The organism is Streptomyces sp. OfavH-34-F (assembly GCF_022347745.1).
Taxonomy (GTDB): domain Bacteria; phylum Actinomycetota; class Actinomycetes; order Streptomycetales; family Streptomycetaceae; genus Streptomyces.
Map to the genome: position 1 here is coordinate 20,835 of NZ_JAKRGC010000010.1, position 15,926 is coordinate 36,760.

14 protein-coding genes are annotated in these 15,926 nt (G+C 72.1%); 13 read left to right on the plus strand and 1 reads right to left on the minus strand.

Annotated elements, in window-relative coordinates; genetic code table 11:
- Window positions 1-34 precede the first annotated feature (34 nt).
- Window positions 35-1,342, minus strand: coding sequence for a phytase (locus MHW47_RS03950; protein ID WP_239221193.1), 1,308 nt, complete (start codon window positions 1,340-1,342; stop codon window positions 35-37).
- 286 nt (window positions 1,343-1,628) lie between these two features.
- Between MHW47_RS03950 and MHW47_RS03955 the strand changes: the two genes are divergently transcribed.
- The 13 genes from MHW47_RS03955 to iolD all read left to right on the plus strand — a co-directional run bounded on the left by MHW47_RS03955 (window position 1,629) and on the right by iolD (window position 15,910).
- Window positions 1,629-2,843 (plus strand): ABC transporter substrate-binding protein, encoded by a 1,215-nt coding sequence (locus MHW47_RS03955; RefSeq protein WP_239221194.1) that lies wholly within the window; start codon window positions 1,629-1,631, stop codon window positions 2,841-2,843.
- A 71-nt stretch (window positions 2,844-2,914) separates the two neighbouring features.
- A complete protein-coding gene (locus tag MHW47_RS03960) occupies window positions 2,915-4,768 on the plus strand; it encodes an iron ABC transporter permease (RefSeq protein ID WP_239221195.1) in 1,854 nt (617 codons plus the stop codon).
- Between the two features lie 7 nt (window positions 4,769-4,775).
- A complete protein-coding gene (locus MHW47_RS03965; RefSeq protein ID WP_239221196.1) occupies window positions 4,776-5,918 on the plus strand; it encodes an ABC transporter ATP-binding protein in 1,143 nt (380 codons plus the stop codon).
- Window positions 5,906-6,688 carry an HAD family hydrolase gene (locus MHW47_RS03970; protein ID WP_239221197.1) on the plus strand — a complete coding sequence of 261 codons (783 nt, stop codon included), beginning with the start codon at window positions 5,906-5,908 and terminating at the stop codon, window positions 6,686-6,688. The genes MHW47_RS03965 and MHW47_RS03970 overlap by 13 nt, the downstream gene beginning before the upstream one ends.
- Before the next feature lie 67 nt (window positions 6,689-6,755).
- Window positions 6,756-7,553 (plus strand): HAD family hydrolase, encoded by a 798-nt coding sequence (locus MHW47_RS03975; protein ID WP_239221232.1) that lies wholly within the window; start codon window positions 6,756-6,758, stop codon window positions 7,551-7,553.
- Window positions 7,550-8,380, plus strand: coding sequence for an inositol monophosphatase family protein (locus tag MHW47_RS03980; protein WP_239221198.1), 831 nt, complete (start codon window positions 7,550-7,552; stop codon window positions 8,378-8,380). The genes MHW47_RS03975 and MHW47_RS03980 overlap by 4 nt, the downstream gene beginning before the upstream one ends.
- Window positions 8,377-9,192, plus strand: coding sequence for an HAD hydrolase family protein (locus MHW47_RS03985; RefSeq protein ID WP_239221199.1), 816 nt, complete (start codon window positions 8,377-8,379; stop codon window positions 9,190-9,192). Before MHW47_RS03980 ends, MHW47_RS03985 begins: the two co-directional genes overlap by 4 nt.
- Before the next feature lie 61 nt (window positions 9,193-9,253).
- Entirely contained in the window at window positions 9,254-9,949 is a 696-nt protein-coding gene (locus tag MHW47_RS03990) for an MgtC/SapB family protein (RefSeq protein ID WP_239221200.1), read from the plus strand.
- A 235-nt stretch (window positions 9,950-10,184) separates the two neighbouring features.
- The gene (locus tag MHW47_RS03995; RefSeq protein WP_239221201.1) at window positions 10,185-11,105 is read left to right on the plus strand and encodes a sugar phosphate isomerase/epimerase; all 921 of its coding nucleotides are present in this window, start codon (window positions 10,185-10,187) and stop codon (window positions 11,103-11,105) included.
- A 2-nt stretch (window positions 11,106-11,107) separates the two neighbouring features.
- Window positions 11,108-12,082: a 5-dehydro-2-deoxygluconokinase gene (iolC, locus tag MHW47_RS04000; protein WP_239221202.1), complete on the plus strand. Its 975-nt coding sequence runs from the start codon at window positions 11,108-11,110 to the stop codon at window positions 12,080-12,082.
- Complete coding sequence (locus tag MHW47_RS04005) at window positions 12,082-12,960, plus strand: deoxyribose-phosphate aldolase (protein ID WP_239221203.1); 879 nt, start codon at window positions 12,082-12,084, stop codon at window positions 12,958-12,960. Before iolC ends, MHW47_RS04005 begins: the two co-directional genes overlap by 1 nt.
- Window positions 12,957-13,928: a 5-deoxy-glucuronate isomerase gene (gene iolB, locus MHW47_RS04010; RefSeq protein WP_239221204.1), complete on the plus strand. Its 972-nt coding sequence runs from the start codon at window positions 12,957-12,959 to the stop codon at window positions 13,926-13,928. The genes MHW47_RS04005 and iolB overlap by 4 nt, the downstream gene beginning before the upstream one ends.
- Window positions 13,925-15,910, plus strand: a complete 1,986-nt coding sequence (iolD, locus tag MHW47_RS04015; RefSeq protein ID WP_239221205.1) for a 3D-(3,5/4)-trihydroxycyclohexane-1,2-dione acylhydrolase (decyclizing) — start codon at window positions 13,925-13,927, stop codon at window positions 15,908-15,910. The genes iolB and iolD overlap by 4 nt, the downstream gene beginning before the upstream one ends.
- The last annotated feature ends 16 nt before the right edge of the window (window positions 15,911-15,926 follow it).

The following is a 15,926-nucleotide window of genomic DNA, read 5'->3' on the forward strand; positions in this document are numbered from 1 at the left end:
AGGGCGGTGTCGGCCGCCCTCCCCCTCCGTCCGGTCAGCGCACGCCGGCGGCGCGCAGTACGTCGGACAGGTCGACGAGCTTGTAGTTGGTGTCGGTGCGGTCGCCGTCGTCACCGGACGCCGGGGCGTTGTAGCCGTCCTGCGCGACGAACAGGCCGTTCGGGAAGGCCGTGCCGAGCCCCCGGCCCGTGGCGGCGATGCCGTCGGTCTCCTCGGAGCCGTCGGCCACCGCGCCGGGAGCCACGCGGAAGGAGCCGGCCCACTCGTCGTCGTCCGAGGTGTCGTAGACGGAGTAGGTGTAGTCGCCCTGGCTGGAGACGATCAGGTACTGGTGGCCGGAGGGCCCCCGGAACAGGGTGAGTCCTTCGGTGTCCGCGGTGATGTGCTCGCCGCCGTACCCCGGGTCGGCGCCCGCCACGCACTCGTCGCTCACCGGGTCGTAGACCGCCGGTATCCCGAACTGTCGGGTCCGGTCGATGAGTTCGGGGTCGTCGTCGAGGTCGGCGTCCACCTTCCAGACGCCGACGTCCTCCTGGCCGATGTAGACGTCCTCCTCGTCGGCGTCCACCACGAGACCCTCGATCTGCGGACCGTCACCCGGGTCCTGGCAGGGGCTCCAGGTGCCGCCGGGGGTCCGGAAGGTGCTCGGCAGGGTGAGCGTGCGGACCTTGTCGTAGGTGACGGTGCCGGACCGGGTGACCCGCACCTCGAACAGCCCCAGATCGGGGGTGTGGCGGCGGCTGGCGAGCACGTACGAGCGGCCGTTGTCCTCGTCGCGCCACACCGCGGTGCCGTACGCCGTGTACTGGTCGTCGACCTCCGCCTCGGTGGCCGCGAAGGCGCGCGGGACGGCGGTGTCGGTGACGTCGGTCAGCGGTGCGCCGGGCCGGGAGCCGTCGATCCGGTAGAAGCGGATGCGGTCGCGCCCGCGGTCGGTGACGACGGCGACGTCCGAGCGCCGGCCGTCGGGGAACCGTACTCCGGTGAGCACGTCCACGTTGTTGAAGCGTCCGGGGGAGGAGTCGACTCCGGGCGCGGCCGGCGCGGGGAGGGACTGCACCAGCGAGCCGTCCAGGCGGTAGACGTCCAGACCGCCCTCCTTGGCGGTGCCCAGCACCAGACTGGAGCCGGGGTGCGCGGAGTTGTACCAGATCGCGGGGTCGTCGGCGTTGGAGTTGCCGCCGGCGTCGTCGTCGAAGAGGGCCCGGGTCTCGGCCTTCGCGTACACGGGCGCGACGGAGTGGTTGCCCGGGAGCGGCGGCGTCGACGCGGTGGCGGTCGCGGCGGTCAGCCCGGTCACGAGCACGGCGAGACCGGCGGCCAGGCGGGTGCGTCTGTGCATGGTTCCTCCTTGACGGAAGTGAGTCACCTCATCAGTGAGAACGGACCTTACATAAGAATGTGCTGACAAATAAAGAGTCGCGTCATGGCCTCTCCCGGCAAACGGCGGGTGACCTGCTCGTTGCGGAGAGGTGAACATTATGTGTGCTGGTTTGATCCTGATGTCTTGACATAGTGCTTCGGGCAGGTCGAAGCTGTCCGGCATCAGGTCGCCGAGCGGTGCTCGTTGGCCTCGGACCACGCCAATCGAGCCCGGTTCCCACCGGGACACCGCGGGAGGTCAACTCATGCGCAGCTCTGCTCTCGGAACCGTCGTCGGCCCGGGCCGCCGGCGCCGGCGCCTCGCCGTTTCCCTCGTCCTCGCAGGCGCGCTCGGCGCCGCCGCGGCCTGCGCGCCGTCCACGGGCCCGACGGGCACCGCGGGCGAGACCGGCGCCGCGTCCGGCGCCGGGCCACAGATCGACTCCGGCTTCGACCTGGAGAAACTCGTCGCCCAGGCGAAGAAGGAAGGCAGCGTCACCGTCTACGACAGCACCGGTGACATCACCAAGACCGCTGCCGCCTTCACCGCCGAGTACGGCATCAAGGCCACCGGGGTCAAGAGCAAGGTCGGCGACACCCTGGAGAAGATGACCAGGGAGAACCAGGCCGACAACGTCACCATCGACGCCACGTTCTACGAGGACGGGCCCTCGCTCGTCGGCCAGCTGCTGGCGCAGAAGGTCGTCTACACCTGGATACCCGGCAGCCTCGCCCAGGACATACCCGCCTCCCGGCGGAACCCCCTGCAGGTGCTGTCCAAGGGGAACATGTGGATCTACAACCCCCGGCTCTTTCCCGAGGGCTGCCCCGTGAAGAACATCTGGGATCTGGCCGACCCCGCCTGGAAGGGCAAGGTCGCCATGCAGGACCCCCTGGGCAAGCCGAACATCGTCGAGTTCTTCAACCAGCTGAAGTCCGGCGGCGAAGCCGGACTGCGGCAGGCGTACAAGACGAAGTACGGCAAGGAACTGGCCCCCGGTGACTCGGCGGCGGAGGCGTGGATCAAGGGGCTCGCCAAGAACAGCCCCATCCTGACCTCCTCGGACGACGACGCCGCCGCGGCGGTCGCCTCACCGAACCAGACCAAGGACCGGGTCGCCCTGGTGTCCAACGCGAAGTTCCGTGACGTCAAGGAGAAGAACTACAGCATGAGGGTCTGTGCCGGGATGCAGCCCTGGTCCGGATACCAGTACCCGAAGTACGCGGCCGTCGCCACGAAGACCGAACACCCCGCCGCCGCCAAACTCTTCGTGTACTTCATGCTCACGCAGGACGGCGTGGACACCCAGCTGGGCAACGGCGGTCTCCCGGGCAATCCGACGCTGAAGCAGGGCACGTTCCTGCCCGACGGCCTCACCGACTGGAACAAGCAGCTCTTCGTCTTCGACCCGGCCCAACTCAAGAGCGACTTCGACAACCTGCAGCCGACGCAGGACCTCTGGCGCCTCAACCACGGCTGACCGACCGCCGGCGCGTCCTCCCGGACCCGCCGGCCCGCATACGGACACGGACACGTTACGGAGAACCGCGTATGGCCGCCGCAACCCGTTCACCCGATACCGCCCCACCCGAAGCCGACGGACCGGCGGGAACCAGGATCAGCCGACTGCGCTACCGGCTGAGTGTCCTGCGGCACGAGCCGACGCACCTCCTGGGCGTCCTGCTCGTCGTGGCCCTCCTCTACCTGGTGCTGGCACCGCTGATCGCGGTGCTCTCCGACTCCACCCAGGTGCAGTACGGCGACGAGGGCCAGGCCCGCCAGGCGCCCGGCAGCCTCACCAGCTACTACTTCTGGCGGGTCTTCCGCTCACCGGTCGCCCGCATCCTGTTCTGGGAGCCGCTGCTGCACACCGTCGTGGTCGCGCTCGGCGTCACGGTCGTGGCCGTGGTCCTCGGCGGCTCCATGGCCTGGCTGCTGACCCGCACCAACGTGATGGGCCGCAAGAGGCTGTCCACCGCGCTCGTCGTGCCGTACATGCTGCCGTCCTGGACCTTCGCGCTGGCATGGCTGGCCCTGTTCAAGAACGACTCCTCCGGCGGACAGATCGGCATCCTGGAGTCCTGGGGCGTGCACACGCCGAACTGGCTGGCATACGGCCAGGTGCCGATCATCCTCTGCCTGGGCCTGCACTACTACCCGTTCGTGCTCCTGCTGTTCGGCAATGCCCTGCGCCGCATCGACAGCCAACTGGAGGACTCCGCCCGCATCCTGGGCGCCGGCCGCCGCACGGTCGCCGCCCGGATCACCCTCCCGCTGATGCTTCCGTCGCTGTCGTCCTCGGTCCTGCTGGTCTTCGGCCGCATCCTCGGTACCTTCGGCACCCCCTACATCCTGGGCCTGCCCGTCGACTACAGCCTCCTGTCCACCTCGCTGTTCCGTGCGGTCAACAGCCACCAGCGCGGCGTCACCGCCGTGCTCACCGCGGTCATCGTGGTGGTCGGGGTCCTGGTGATCCTCGTCGACACCCGGCTCGCCAGGGAGCAGAAGCGGTTCGTCACGGTGGGCGGCAAGGGCGCCATGGACCGCGTTTCCGACCTCGGACGCTGGCGCCGGCCCGCACTCGGTGCCGCCCTCGCCGTGTTCACCGCGGGCGTCGTCCTCCCGGTGGCCACCCTCGCCCTGTCCACCGTCACCAAGACCCCCGGCGTCTTCCGCGCCGACAACTTCACCCTCAAGTACTGGATCGGCGGCCATCTGCCCGGCGCCCCGGGCTTCCCGCACGGGGTGCTGCGGGGCAGCCAGCTCTACGAAGCCGCGTGGAACAGTCTGCGCATCGTCGGCCTCGCCGCCCTCATCTGCGGCGTGGTGGGCCTGCTCGTCGGCTACGTCGTGGTCCGCGCCGGCAACGGCAGGACCGGCTCGCTCCTGCGGCAGATCAGCTTCCTCCCGTACATGGTGCCGGGCATCGCCTTCGCCGCCGCCTTCCTCTCGCTGTTCGCCGTACGCCGGGGGCCGGTTCCCGCCCTGTACGGCTCGGTCAGCCTGCTCGTGCTCGTCCTGGCCGTCACCCACCTCCCCTACGCCTCACGGTCGGGCATCAGCGCGATGACCCAGCTCGGCCGGGAACCGGAGGAGGCCGCGCAGATCTCCGGCGCGGGCTGGTTCACCCGGCTCCGCAAGATCATCATCCCGATCCAGCGGGGCGCTCTGACGACCGGCGTCATCCTGCCGTTCATCTCCGGCCTCAAGGAACTGAGCATCGTCATCATGCTCACCACCACCGGCACCCAGCTGCTGACCACGCTGTCGATCAACCTGGTCGACTACGCCTACGACCAGATGGCCAACGCGGTGGTGCTCGTCATCGCTCTGGTCTCCTTCCTCGCCACCTATCTCACCCAACGCCTGACGAAGACCAACCTGTCGTCCGGACTCGGAGGCTGAAGACGTCATGCCGACCATCACGCTCTCCTCGGTGCGCAAGAGCTACGGCTCCGGACCGCCCGCCGTCGACAACCTCGACCTGGAAATACCCGACGGCTCGTTCACCTGCCTGCTGGGCCCCTCCGGGTGCGGGAAGACCACCACCCTGCGCATGATCTCCGGGCTCGAACCGCTCGACGCCGGCACCATCACCGTCGGCGACCGGATCATGGACTCCACCGTCGACGGAGTCTTCGTCCCGCCGGAGAAGCGAGGCATGGGCCTCGTCTTCCAGAACTACGCCCTCTGGCCCCACCTGACGGTCGCCAAGAACGTCGAGTTCGGACTGAGGGTCCGCAAGGTCAAACCCGCGGAACGCGCCGAACGCGCGGCCGCCGCGCTGAAGATGATGCAGATCGAATGGGCGGCCGACCGCTACCCCGCCCAGCTCTCCGGCGGCCAGCAGCAGCGCGTCTCCCTGGCCCGCATGCTCGCCGTCAACCCGAACGTCCTGCTGCTGGACGAACCCCTGTCCAATCTCGACGCGCAGTTGCGTCTGGACATGCGGGCCGAACTCAAGCGCATCCACGACGAGACCGGCCACACCATCGTCTTCGTCACGCACGACCAGCTGGAAGCCATGACCATGGCCACCCACGTCGTGGTGATGAACAAGGGCCACGTCCAGCAGATGGCCCCGCCCATGGAGGTCTACACCCGGCCGGCCAACACCTTCGTGGCCCGCTTCGTCGGCAGCCCCCCGATGAACCTGTTCGCAACCGGCGACAACGGGTTCACCGAAACGGCCCGCGACCACGTCCTCGCGGCCCGCCCCGACCTCACCGGCCGACTGACCACCATCGGCGCCCGCCCCGAGCACCTGCGGCTCCTCGACGACGGAGACCAGCCGCCCGAGGGCACCCACGTCTTCGAAGCCGCCATCAGGACCGCCCTGCCCACCGGCTCCAGCTGGACCGTACTGGTCGGCGCGGGAGACACCGAGCTGTACCTCGTCTCGTACACCGACGTACACGCCGCCCCCGGGACGACCGTGCGCTGCGCCGTCCGCACGAGCGACCTGCACCTGTTCGACGCGTCGGGGGACAGGCTGCCCGACGAAGCCGCCGACACCCCACTCACCGAGGAGAACACCGCCACATGGGCCAGCTGACCCGCCCCACCGCCCTGCTGCTCGACTTCGGCGGGGTGGTCGTGGCGACGACCAACCGGCCCACCTGGGCCGGCGAACTCGCCACCGAGTTGCACACCGCGCTCGGCGCGGCGGGCTGCCGCGAACTGAGCGTCGAGCACATCGAGGCCGACCTCAGGGCGGGTTCCGCGGCCGACTCGCACTGGAAGAACGCCATGAGCCGGCCGGCCGCGCCCGAGGAGATGACCCACCAGCGCTTCTGGCGCGACTTCGTCGCCGCGGACTGGCCCGCCGCCGCGCACGCCTGGGTGACCGCGCACGCCGACCCGCTGTGCCACCGCCTCGGCGAACTCAAGCAGGACCGCACCACCCGCCAGGGCATCTCCGAACTCCTCGACGCCTGCGACGACCTCGGCATCGCCGTCGCCATCGTCTCCAACGCGCTCGCCGGCTCCGTGCACCGCGCCTACATGGCCGAGCACGGCCTCGACAAGCGCGTGGCGGTGCAGGTGTACAGCGACGAGGTCGCCGTCCGCAAACCCAACCCGGAAATGATCCGCATCGCCGCACGGGCCCTGGGCACCGACCCGGCGGGCTGCTGGTACGTCGGCGACAACTACGACCGCGACGTCCTGTGCGGCAGGCGCGCAGGGGCCGGCGCCACCGTCCTGATGGAGGCCCGGGGCACCTACGACCGCCCCTACGTCGTCCAGGCCGAACCCGACGCCGTCGTCGGCGACCCGGACGAACTGCGCGGCCTCCTTCTCGGGGCCCCGGCCCCCCGGACCTGATGAGGACCGCGGGGCTCCGCGTACACGTCCCGACCACCCGAACCACCCGATGGGAGACCCCGTGACGATGCTCCGCCCCCCGCGGGCGCTGCTGCTGGACCACGGCGGTGTGCTGATGCGGTCCGTCAAACACCCCGAGCGCATGGCCGGCTTTGCCGCCCGCGTACACGCCCTGACCGGCCCCGCCCCGGGGCTCGACCGCGCGGCCGTGCTGGCCGGCATCACCGCCGGCAGGGCCGCGTACCGGGCCTGGAAGAACGGGCTCGCCCGCACCCCCGAGCCCCGCGAGATCCGGCACCGCGAACTCTGGGAGGACTTCATCGCGGCCGACTGGCCGCCCGCCGCCCGCGCTCTCGTCGGCGCGGAGGCGACCTGGCTGTGCCGCGAACTGGTACTCGCCGAGAGCGACAGGACGGTCGCCCCGGGCATGCTCGACACGCTGCGGCTCGCCCGCCGCCACGGGGTCCGTACCGGCATCGTCTCCAACACCCTCGTAGGCGCCCTCAACCGGGACCTGGCCCGGCGCTTCGGCACCGACCCCCTGCTCGACGTGCAGGTGTACTCCGACGAGACCGGGCGGCGCAAGCCCGACCCCGAGATGATCCGCCTCGCCGCCCGCGCCCTGTCCGTCGACCCCTCCGACTGCTGGTACGTCGGCGACCACTACGACCGTGACGTGGTGTGCGGCAAGCGCGCCGGGGCCGGGGCGACGATCCTCATGCGCCCCGCCGACCGCCGCGACCCGCAGGCCCGCCCCCGGCCCGACGCCGAGGTCGCCGACGGAACCGAACTGCTGGACCTGCTGCGTACCGCACTCACCCACCACGACACCGCACACACCCCCGGGCAGGAGGCCGCGGCATGAACGAGCTGGACGAGCTGTCCGTACGGCTGCGCGAAGTCGCCACCGAGGCGGCGCTGGCCGTCGCACCCGACCTGGTGGCGGCCTTCCGCAGCGCCATGGACGTGGACTTCAAACGCGACGAGCACGACCCCGTCACCGTGCACGACAAGCGCGCGGAGGAACGCATCCGCGAGGTGCTGGCCGAGCGGGTGCCCGACAGCACCGTCGTGGGCGAGGAAGGCGGCCGCCACGACGGCGGCGGACGCATCGCCTGGTACGTCGACCCCATCGACGGGACCGCCAACTTCGCCCGGGGCCTCGCCTTCTTCTGCACCTCCATCGGCGTCACCGTCGACGGCGAACCCGTGGCGGGCGCCATCGTCGACCCGGTCGCCGGACACGTCTTCACCGCCGACGCCACCGGCGCACGCCTCAACGACGAGCCGCTGCGCCCCCACGGAGTGCGCGAAGAGGCCCGCGGGCTGCTCATCACCGGCTTCCCCACGACCCGGGAGCTGGCGTGGAACGACCCGCAGACACTGCCCCGGTTCGGTGAACTCGTCACCCGCTACGGAACCGTACGCCGCCCCGGAAGCTCCGCGCTGACCCTCGCCCACGTCGCGGCCGGCTGGTGCGACGCGGCCCTCGGCACCTCCGTCAACGCCTGGGACATCTGCGCCGCCCACGTGCTGGTCCGGCGCTCCGGTGGCGTGTACCACTCCTTCGCCGGCGACGACGGCTGGGACCAGCCCGGATATCTCGCCCACGGGCCGAACCTCGAACCGCTCGCCGCGCGCGCGTTCGTGGAGTGGTACCAGAGCCGGCTGCCCGCGAGGAGCATCGCATGACGCCCCCCGCGACACCCCCGCACTACGCGTGGATCGTCACCGACCTGGACGGCACCCTGGTCGACCGCGACCTGCGGATCGTGCCCCGCAGCGCCGAGGCACTGCGGCGCTACCAGGACAGGGGCGGCACCGTGGTCATCGCCACCGGCCGCAACGAGGTCTCCGCGGGCCGCTACCACGACGAACTCGGCCTGCGCACCCCGCTGATCGTCTACAACGGCGCACGCGTCGTCGATCCGCTGTCCGGAACACGCCTGCTCGACCTGGATCTCGGGGACTCGTGGCAGCCCCTGCGCGACGACCTGCTCCACCAACTCCCCGACGGCGTGGGCGCGGTGGCCTTCGCCGGCGAGGACGCCCACATCCTGCGGCCGGCGCCCGCGCTGGCGGCGTACGCCGGACGCGACCGGATCGAACTGCGCGAGGACGCCGTACACCGGGCGCCGACCAAGGTCATGCTGATCGCCGACCGCCCGGGCCTCGGCCCGCTGGCGCGACTGGCGGCCCGGCACTGCCCGGCCGCCCGGCTCCTCCAGTCCGAGGACACCTATCTGGAGATCCTGCCGCAGGGCGCGGGCAAGGAGGTGGCGGTGCGCCGGCTCGCCGAGCGGGCCGGCGTGCCGATGGAACGCGTCGCGGCCATCGGTGACAACCCCAACGACACCGCCATGGTGCGGGCGGCCGGCCTGGGAGCGGCGGTCGGCGACGGCCACCAGGAGGTCCGCGCCGCCGCGGACCTCGTGGTGGGCCCGTGCGGGCTCGGAGCGGTCGCCGACCTCGTGGAGCGCGTCCTCGAAGGCGGCGGACCGTGATCGTCACGGTCCCCGGGGCCGGCCAACCGCCGCTCCGGGCGGCGGGCGGGGCGATGACACGGTGAATCACGACGGGACCTCACTCGCCCACCTGGCGGTGGCCTTCGCCCTGTGCGCCGTCATCGGTTTCGAGCGCGAGTACCGCCAGAAGTCGGCGGGCCTGCGCACCCATGTCCTGGTCGGCCTCGGATCGGCGCTGTTCATGCTGGTTTCGAAGTACGGCTTCGCCGACATGCTGGGACTGCCCGGCGTGGGGCTGGACCCCTCCCGCGTCGCCGCGCAGATCGTATCCGGGATCGGGTTCATCGGCGGTGGACTGATCTTCGTACGCAGGGACGCGGTGCGCGGTCTGACGACGGCGGCCAGCGTGTGGCTGGCGGCGTCGGTCGGTGCCGCGGCGGGCTCGGGGCTGCTGGTGCTGGCAGCCGCCGTGACCGCGGCCTACCTCCTGGTCGCCTTCGCGTTCCCCGCGCTCGCACGGCGGTTGCCCCGCTCGCCCTCGGAGTCGGTCCTTCTGCACGTCAGCTATCTGGACGGGCGGGGACTGCTGCGCGACATCGTCCGTGAGTGCACGGGGGCGGGATTCCACGTGGCGGGACTGCGAACGGCGGGCTGTCCGCCGGCGGACGCGAGCCCCGCCCAGGTGGGCGTCCTGCTCGAACTGTCCGGGCAGGGGGAGCGCGACGAGCTGGTCCCTCGCCTGTCCGACCGCGAGGGAATCACCGAGGTGGCCCTGTTGCGGGACGAGGTCGACTGACGAACGCCGCGCACGCACCGGCCCGGCTTCGCCGCTTCCCCCGACGGCCGGGCACCCGGACATGGGCGATTCCTCGGCCAGTATGTAAGGACAATAGGTTGACAGGTCGCTACTCGACGGAGCAAGCTCGGTCACGAGAACGGGCACATGCCCGGTACACCCACCACGGAGAGAAGAGGCACGGCATGCCGATCAGGCCGGTCCACGCCGTACACGTCGCCGAAGGAGGCAGGCCGTGACCGCACCCCTCACCCAGCGCATCGCAGGAGCCCCCATCTCCTGGGGCGTCTGCGAGGTCCCGGGCTGGGGCCACCAGCTCGGCACCGACCTGGTGCTGCGACAGATGCGCGAGGCCGGACTCGCCGCCACCGAGTTCGGCCCGGAAGGCTTCCTGCCCGACGCCCCCGCGGCCAAGGCGGCCACCCTCGCCGCGCACGGCCTGCGCGCCGTTGGCCAGTTCGTGCCGGTCGTCCTCCACGACCCGGCCCACGACCCCCTCCCCGAGGTCGAGACCGCGCTGACCGGTCTCCTGGCGGCCGACGCCCGCACCGTCGTCATCGCGGCGGCGACCGGGGCCGACGGCTACGACGACCGGCCCGCGCTCGACGCCGCGGGCTGGTCCGTCCTCCTCGCCAACCTCGACCGGATCTCCCTCGCCGCGGCCGACGCCGGTGTCCTCGCGGCCCTCCACCCCCACGTCGGCACGATGGTCGAATCGGGCGACGAGACCCAGCGGGTCCTCGACGGCTCGGACATCGGCCTGTGCCTGGACCCCGGCCACCTGCTCATCGGCGGGGGCGCCCCGCTGGCCCTCGCCGCCCGCCTGCCCGGCCGCATCGTCCATGTGCACCTCAAGGACGTACGCCTCGACCTCGCCGACGAGGTACGGGCCGGACGCATGACGTACACCCGGGCGGTCGCCGAGGGCATGTACGTCCCCCTGGGCGCCGGCGACATCGACATCGCCGGGATCGTCCGGCTGCTGGAGGCGGACGGCTACGCCGGCTGGTACGTGCTCGAACAGGACACCATCCTGCGCGCCGCACCCGGCGAGGACGGCGGGGCCGACCCCCTCGACGACGTCCGCGCCTCGGTCGCCCACCTGCGCTTCCTCGCCGCCGGCCACGGGCCCGCCGACGACACCGTGGCGGGCTGACCATGGCCCACGAGTTCCTCGCCATCGGACGGGCCGGTGTCGATATCTACCCGCTCGACCACGGCGTCGGCCTCGAACAGGTGAGCATGTTCGAGAAGTTCCTCGGCGGAAGCGCCATGAACGTCGCCGTCGCCGCGGCCCGCCACGGCCGCGACGCCGCCCTGATCACCCGGGTGGGCCGCGACCCCTTCGGCCGGTACGTCCAGCAGGAGGCCGCCCGCCTCGGCGTGGACACCGCCTTCATCGCACCCCTCACCGCGCCCGACGGACCGCCCACCCCGGTCACCTTCTGCGAAGTCTTCCCGCCCGACGACTTCCCGCTCTACTTCTACCGGTACGGCGCCGCGCCCGACCTCATGATCGACCCCGGCACCCTTCCCCTGGAGGAGATCTGCGCGGCGTCGGTGTTCTGGTCCACCGTCACCGGCCTGTCCGCCGAGCCCAGCCGCACGGCCCACTTCGCCGCCTGGCGGTGCCGCGGCCGGCGCACCCGTACGGTCCTGGACCTCGACTACCGCCCCATGTTCTGGGCCGGCCCCGAGGAGGCCCGACGCCAGGTGGACCGCGCCCTCGACCACGTCACCGTCGCCGTCGGCAACCGGGAGGAGTGCGAAGTCGCCGTCGGGGAGACGGACCCGGGGCGGGCGGCGGACGCCCTGCTGGAACGCGGCCTGGAACTCGCCGTCGTCAAAATGGGGCCGGCCGGTGTCCTGGCCGCCACCCCGGACGAACAGGTGCGCGTCGCCCCCTTCCCCGTCGAGGTCGTCAACGGGCTCGGCGCGGGCGACGCGTTCGGCGGCGGGCTCGTCCACGGCCTGCTCAGCGGCTGGGGCCTGCGCCGCGTCATCGAGTTCGCCAACGCCGCAGGTGCCATCGTCGCCTCCCGCCTGGCCTGTTCCACCGCCATGCCGACCACGGCCGAGGTCCGGGCGGCCCTCGCGTCCCGGTCGCCGGCCCCCGCCGAAGGGATCGCCTGATGGATGCCGCACAACTGACCGAGATCCGGGCCCGCGAGCCCGGCCGCATCGCACGGTCCTGGCAGAAGCGCTCCCGCCGGCCGCTCACCGGCGAGGACGGCCGCCTGCTCATCGTCGCGGCCGACCATCCCGCCCGCGGAGCGCTGGGCGCGGGCGGGGACGAGGCGGCCATGGCGAGCCGCAGCACCCTGCTCGACCGCCTGGCGACCGCGCTGTCCCGCCCCGGGGTGGACGGTGTCCTGGGCACCCCGGACCTCCTCGACGACCTGCTGCTGATGGGAGCCCTGGAGGACCGGGTCGCCATCGGCTCGATGAACCGCGGCGGACTCCAGGGCGCGTCCTTCGAATTCGACGACCGGTTCACCGCCTACACCGCTGAGGCGATCGCCGGGCACGGGCTCGAAGGCGGCAAGACGCTCACCCGGATCTGCCTCGACGACCCCGGCACCGCGGCCACCCTCGAAGCGACCGCCGCCGCCGTCACCGGCCTCGCCGGCCACGGCCTCATGGCCATGATCGAACCCTTCCTCACCGTCCGCGAGGAGGGCCGCGCACGCAACCTCCTCGACCCCGACAGCGTCATGAGATCGATCCACATCGCGAGCGGCCTCGGCGCGTCCAGCGCCTACACCTGGCTCAAACTGCCGGTCGTCGACGAACTCGAGCGCGTCCTGGACGCCACCACCCTGCCGACGCTGCTGCTCGGCGGCGACCCGCAAGGCGATCCGCACGACACCTATGCGTCCTGGGCGAAGGCGATGTCACTGCCGGCGACACGAGGACTGGTCGTCGGACGCACCCTGCTCTACCCGCCCGACGGCGACGTCGCGGCCGCCGTCGACATCGCGGCCGGGATCGTCCACGGGAGCGGCGCATGAGCGGCGACAGCCGATGGGTGCGCCCCCTGGGCACGTCGGCCGACGCGGGGTGGCAGACCGCCGTCACCGCCGACGGCCGGGACTGGCGGCACACCAGCCTCCGGGTGACGACCCTGGTCCCCGGCGAGAGCCGCGTGGTGGAAGCCGGGGCGTGGGAGCACATCGTCGTGCCGCTGTCGGGCCGCGCCCAGGTCACCGCGGTGACCGCCGACACCCGCACCCACAGGGCACGGCTCACCGGCCGCCCCGACGTGTTCGCCGGTCCCACCGACACCGCGTACGTGCCCGCGCACGCGCGGATCACTCTCCGCGCCCCGGACGGGCCGGTCCGGCTCGCGCTGGCCGGAGCACACGTGGCGGGCGGCACGGGCAAGGGCTCACCCGGCGGCCACGCCTTCCGGCACCTGGCCGCGGCCGAGGTACCGGTCGAACGGCGCGGGGCCGGCAACGCCTCCCGGCTGGTGCGCAACTTCGGCACCCCCGAGGTGCTCGGCGCGGACGCCCTCATCGCCTGCGAGGTCGTCACACCGGCCGGCAACTGGAGTTCATGGCCGCCGCACAAACACGACACCGCGCTACCGGGGGAGGAGAGCGAGCTGGAAGAGATCTACTACTTCGAGACCGCACCCACGGACCCCCGATGCACCGACCCCGTCGGCTACCAGCGCGTCTACACCTCCGACACCCGCCGGCCCATCGACGTGCTCGCCGAAGTCCGCACCGGCGACGTCGTCCTGGTGCCCCACGGCTGGCACGGGCCCGCGATCGCCGCCCCCGACGCCCACCTCTACTACCTCAACGTCATGGCCGGTCCCGGCCCCGGGCGGGCCTGGCTCATCAGCGACGACCCGGCCCACGCCTGGGTCCGCGAGACCTGGCCCGACCTGCCCTTCGACGCACGACCGGCGTCCCAGCAGCCCGCCGCGGCCCGCCGGCCCGTACCCCGCACACCAGGAGGCGCCGTATGACCACCGCACCGCGAGCAACCGTGCGGCTCACCGTGTCACAGGCGACCGTCAGGTTCCTCGCCGCCCAGTGGTCCGAGCGCGACGAGCAGCGCAGCCCGTTGTTCGCGGGCGTCCTCGGCATCTTCGGCCACGGCAACGTCGCGGGCATCGGCCAAGCACTGCTCGAACACGAACACGAAGCGGACGGGCGGCCCGGCCTTCCCTACATCCTGGCCCGCAACGAGCAGGCCATGGTGCACACCGCGGTCGCCTACGCCCGGCAGAAGGACCGCTTGCAGACCTGGGCCTGCACCGCGTCGATCGGCCCGGGATCGACGAACATGCTCACCGGAGCGGCCCTGGCCACCATCAACCGCCTGCCCGTCCTGCTGCTGCCCTCCGACACATTCGCCACCCGCCCGAGCGCCCCCGTGCTCCAGGAACTGGAACACCCCTGCGCGGCGGACATCTCCGTCAACGACGCCTTCAGGCCCCTGTCCCGGTTCTTCGACCGGGTCAACCGGCCCGAGCAGCTTCCCCCGGCGCTCCTGGGCGCCATGCGGGTGCTCACCGACCCCGCGGAGGCCGGTGCGGTGACGATCGCCCTGCCGCAGGACGTCCAGGCCGAGGCGTACGACTGGCCCGCCGAGCTGTTCCACGACCGCACCTGGCACGTGGCCCGCCCGCCGGCCGAGGCGTCCCGCCTCGCGGCCGCCGCCGACCTCGTACGACGGGCGCGTCGGCCGCTCATCGTGGCGGGCGGCGGCGTGCACCACTCCGAGGCGGAGGCGGCGCTGACCGCGCTGGCCGAGAGGACCGGCATCCCGGTCGGTGAGACCCAGGCGGGCAAGGGATCACTCCTGCACGGTCACCCGCGGCAGATGGGCGGCATCGGCTCCACGGGCACGACCGCGGCGAACGCCCTCGCCCGGGACGCGGACCTCGTCATCGGCGTGGGCACCCGCTGGACCGACTTCACCACCGCCTCGCGGACCGCGTTCCAGCACGAGGACGTCCGCTTCGTCAACATCAACATCACCGGCTTCGACGCCGGCAAGCACGCCGGCCTCCCGGTCGTGGCCGACGCCCGCGAGGCCCTGACCGCCCTCACCGGCGCACTGGACGGATACCGGGTCGACCCCGCCTACGAGAAACGGCAGGCCGAGCTGTGGCACAGCTGGAACGAGCAGGTCGAGGCCGCCTACGACCCGCCGCCCGAGGTGACCGGCCGGCTCGCCGACGGCGTTCTCACCCAGGCCACCGTGCTCGGCTGTGTCAATGAACTGACCGACCCGCGCGACGTCGTCCTGTGCGCGGCCGGTTCCATGCCCGGCGACCTGCACAAGCTGTGGCGCGTCCGCGACCGCAAGGCGTACCACGTCGAATACGGCTACTCCTGCATGGGCTACGAGATCCCCGCCGCGCTCGGAATCCGGCTCGCCGACGACACCCGGGACGTATTCGCCATGGTCGGCGACGGCGGCTACCTCATGATGCCGACCGAACTCGCCACCGCCGTCCAGGAGCACCTCAAGGTCGTCGTCGTCCTCGTCCAGAACAACGGCTTCCACTCGATCGGTTCCCTGTCGGAATCGCTCGGCTCCCAGCGCTTCGGCACCCGCTACCGCTACCGCTCCGCCGGCGGACGCCTGGACGGCCCGGACCTGCCCACCGACCTCGCCGGCAACGCCCGCAGCCTCGGCGCCCACGTCGTCGAGGCGCGTTCCCGCGCCGGACTTGCGGAAGCCCTCGCCCAGGCCAAGGCGTGGCCGGCGGACGGCGGTCCCTTCGTCATCCACGTCCGCACCGACCCGCACGTCCCCGCGCCCGGCAGCGACAGCTGGTGGGACGTCCCCGTCGCCGCGGTCTCCCGGCTCGGCACGACGCAGGACGCCCACGCCGCCTACACGGGCCACAAGAAGGCCCAGCGGCCCCTGCTCGCCCCCGCGGCCGGCCGGGGGAGCGACGGCGCGCCCACCGAGCGCCCGGGCAACCAGTCCTGACCCCCTCGCAGAAGGA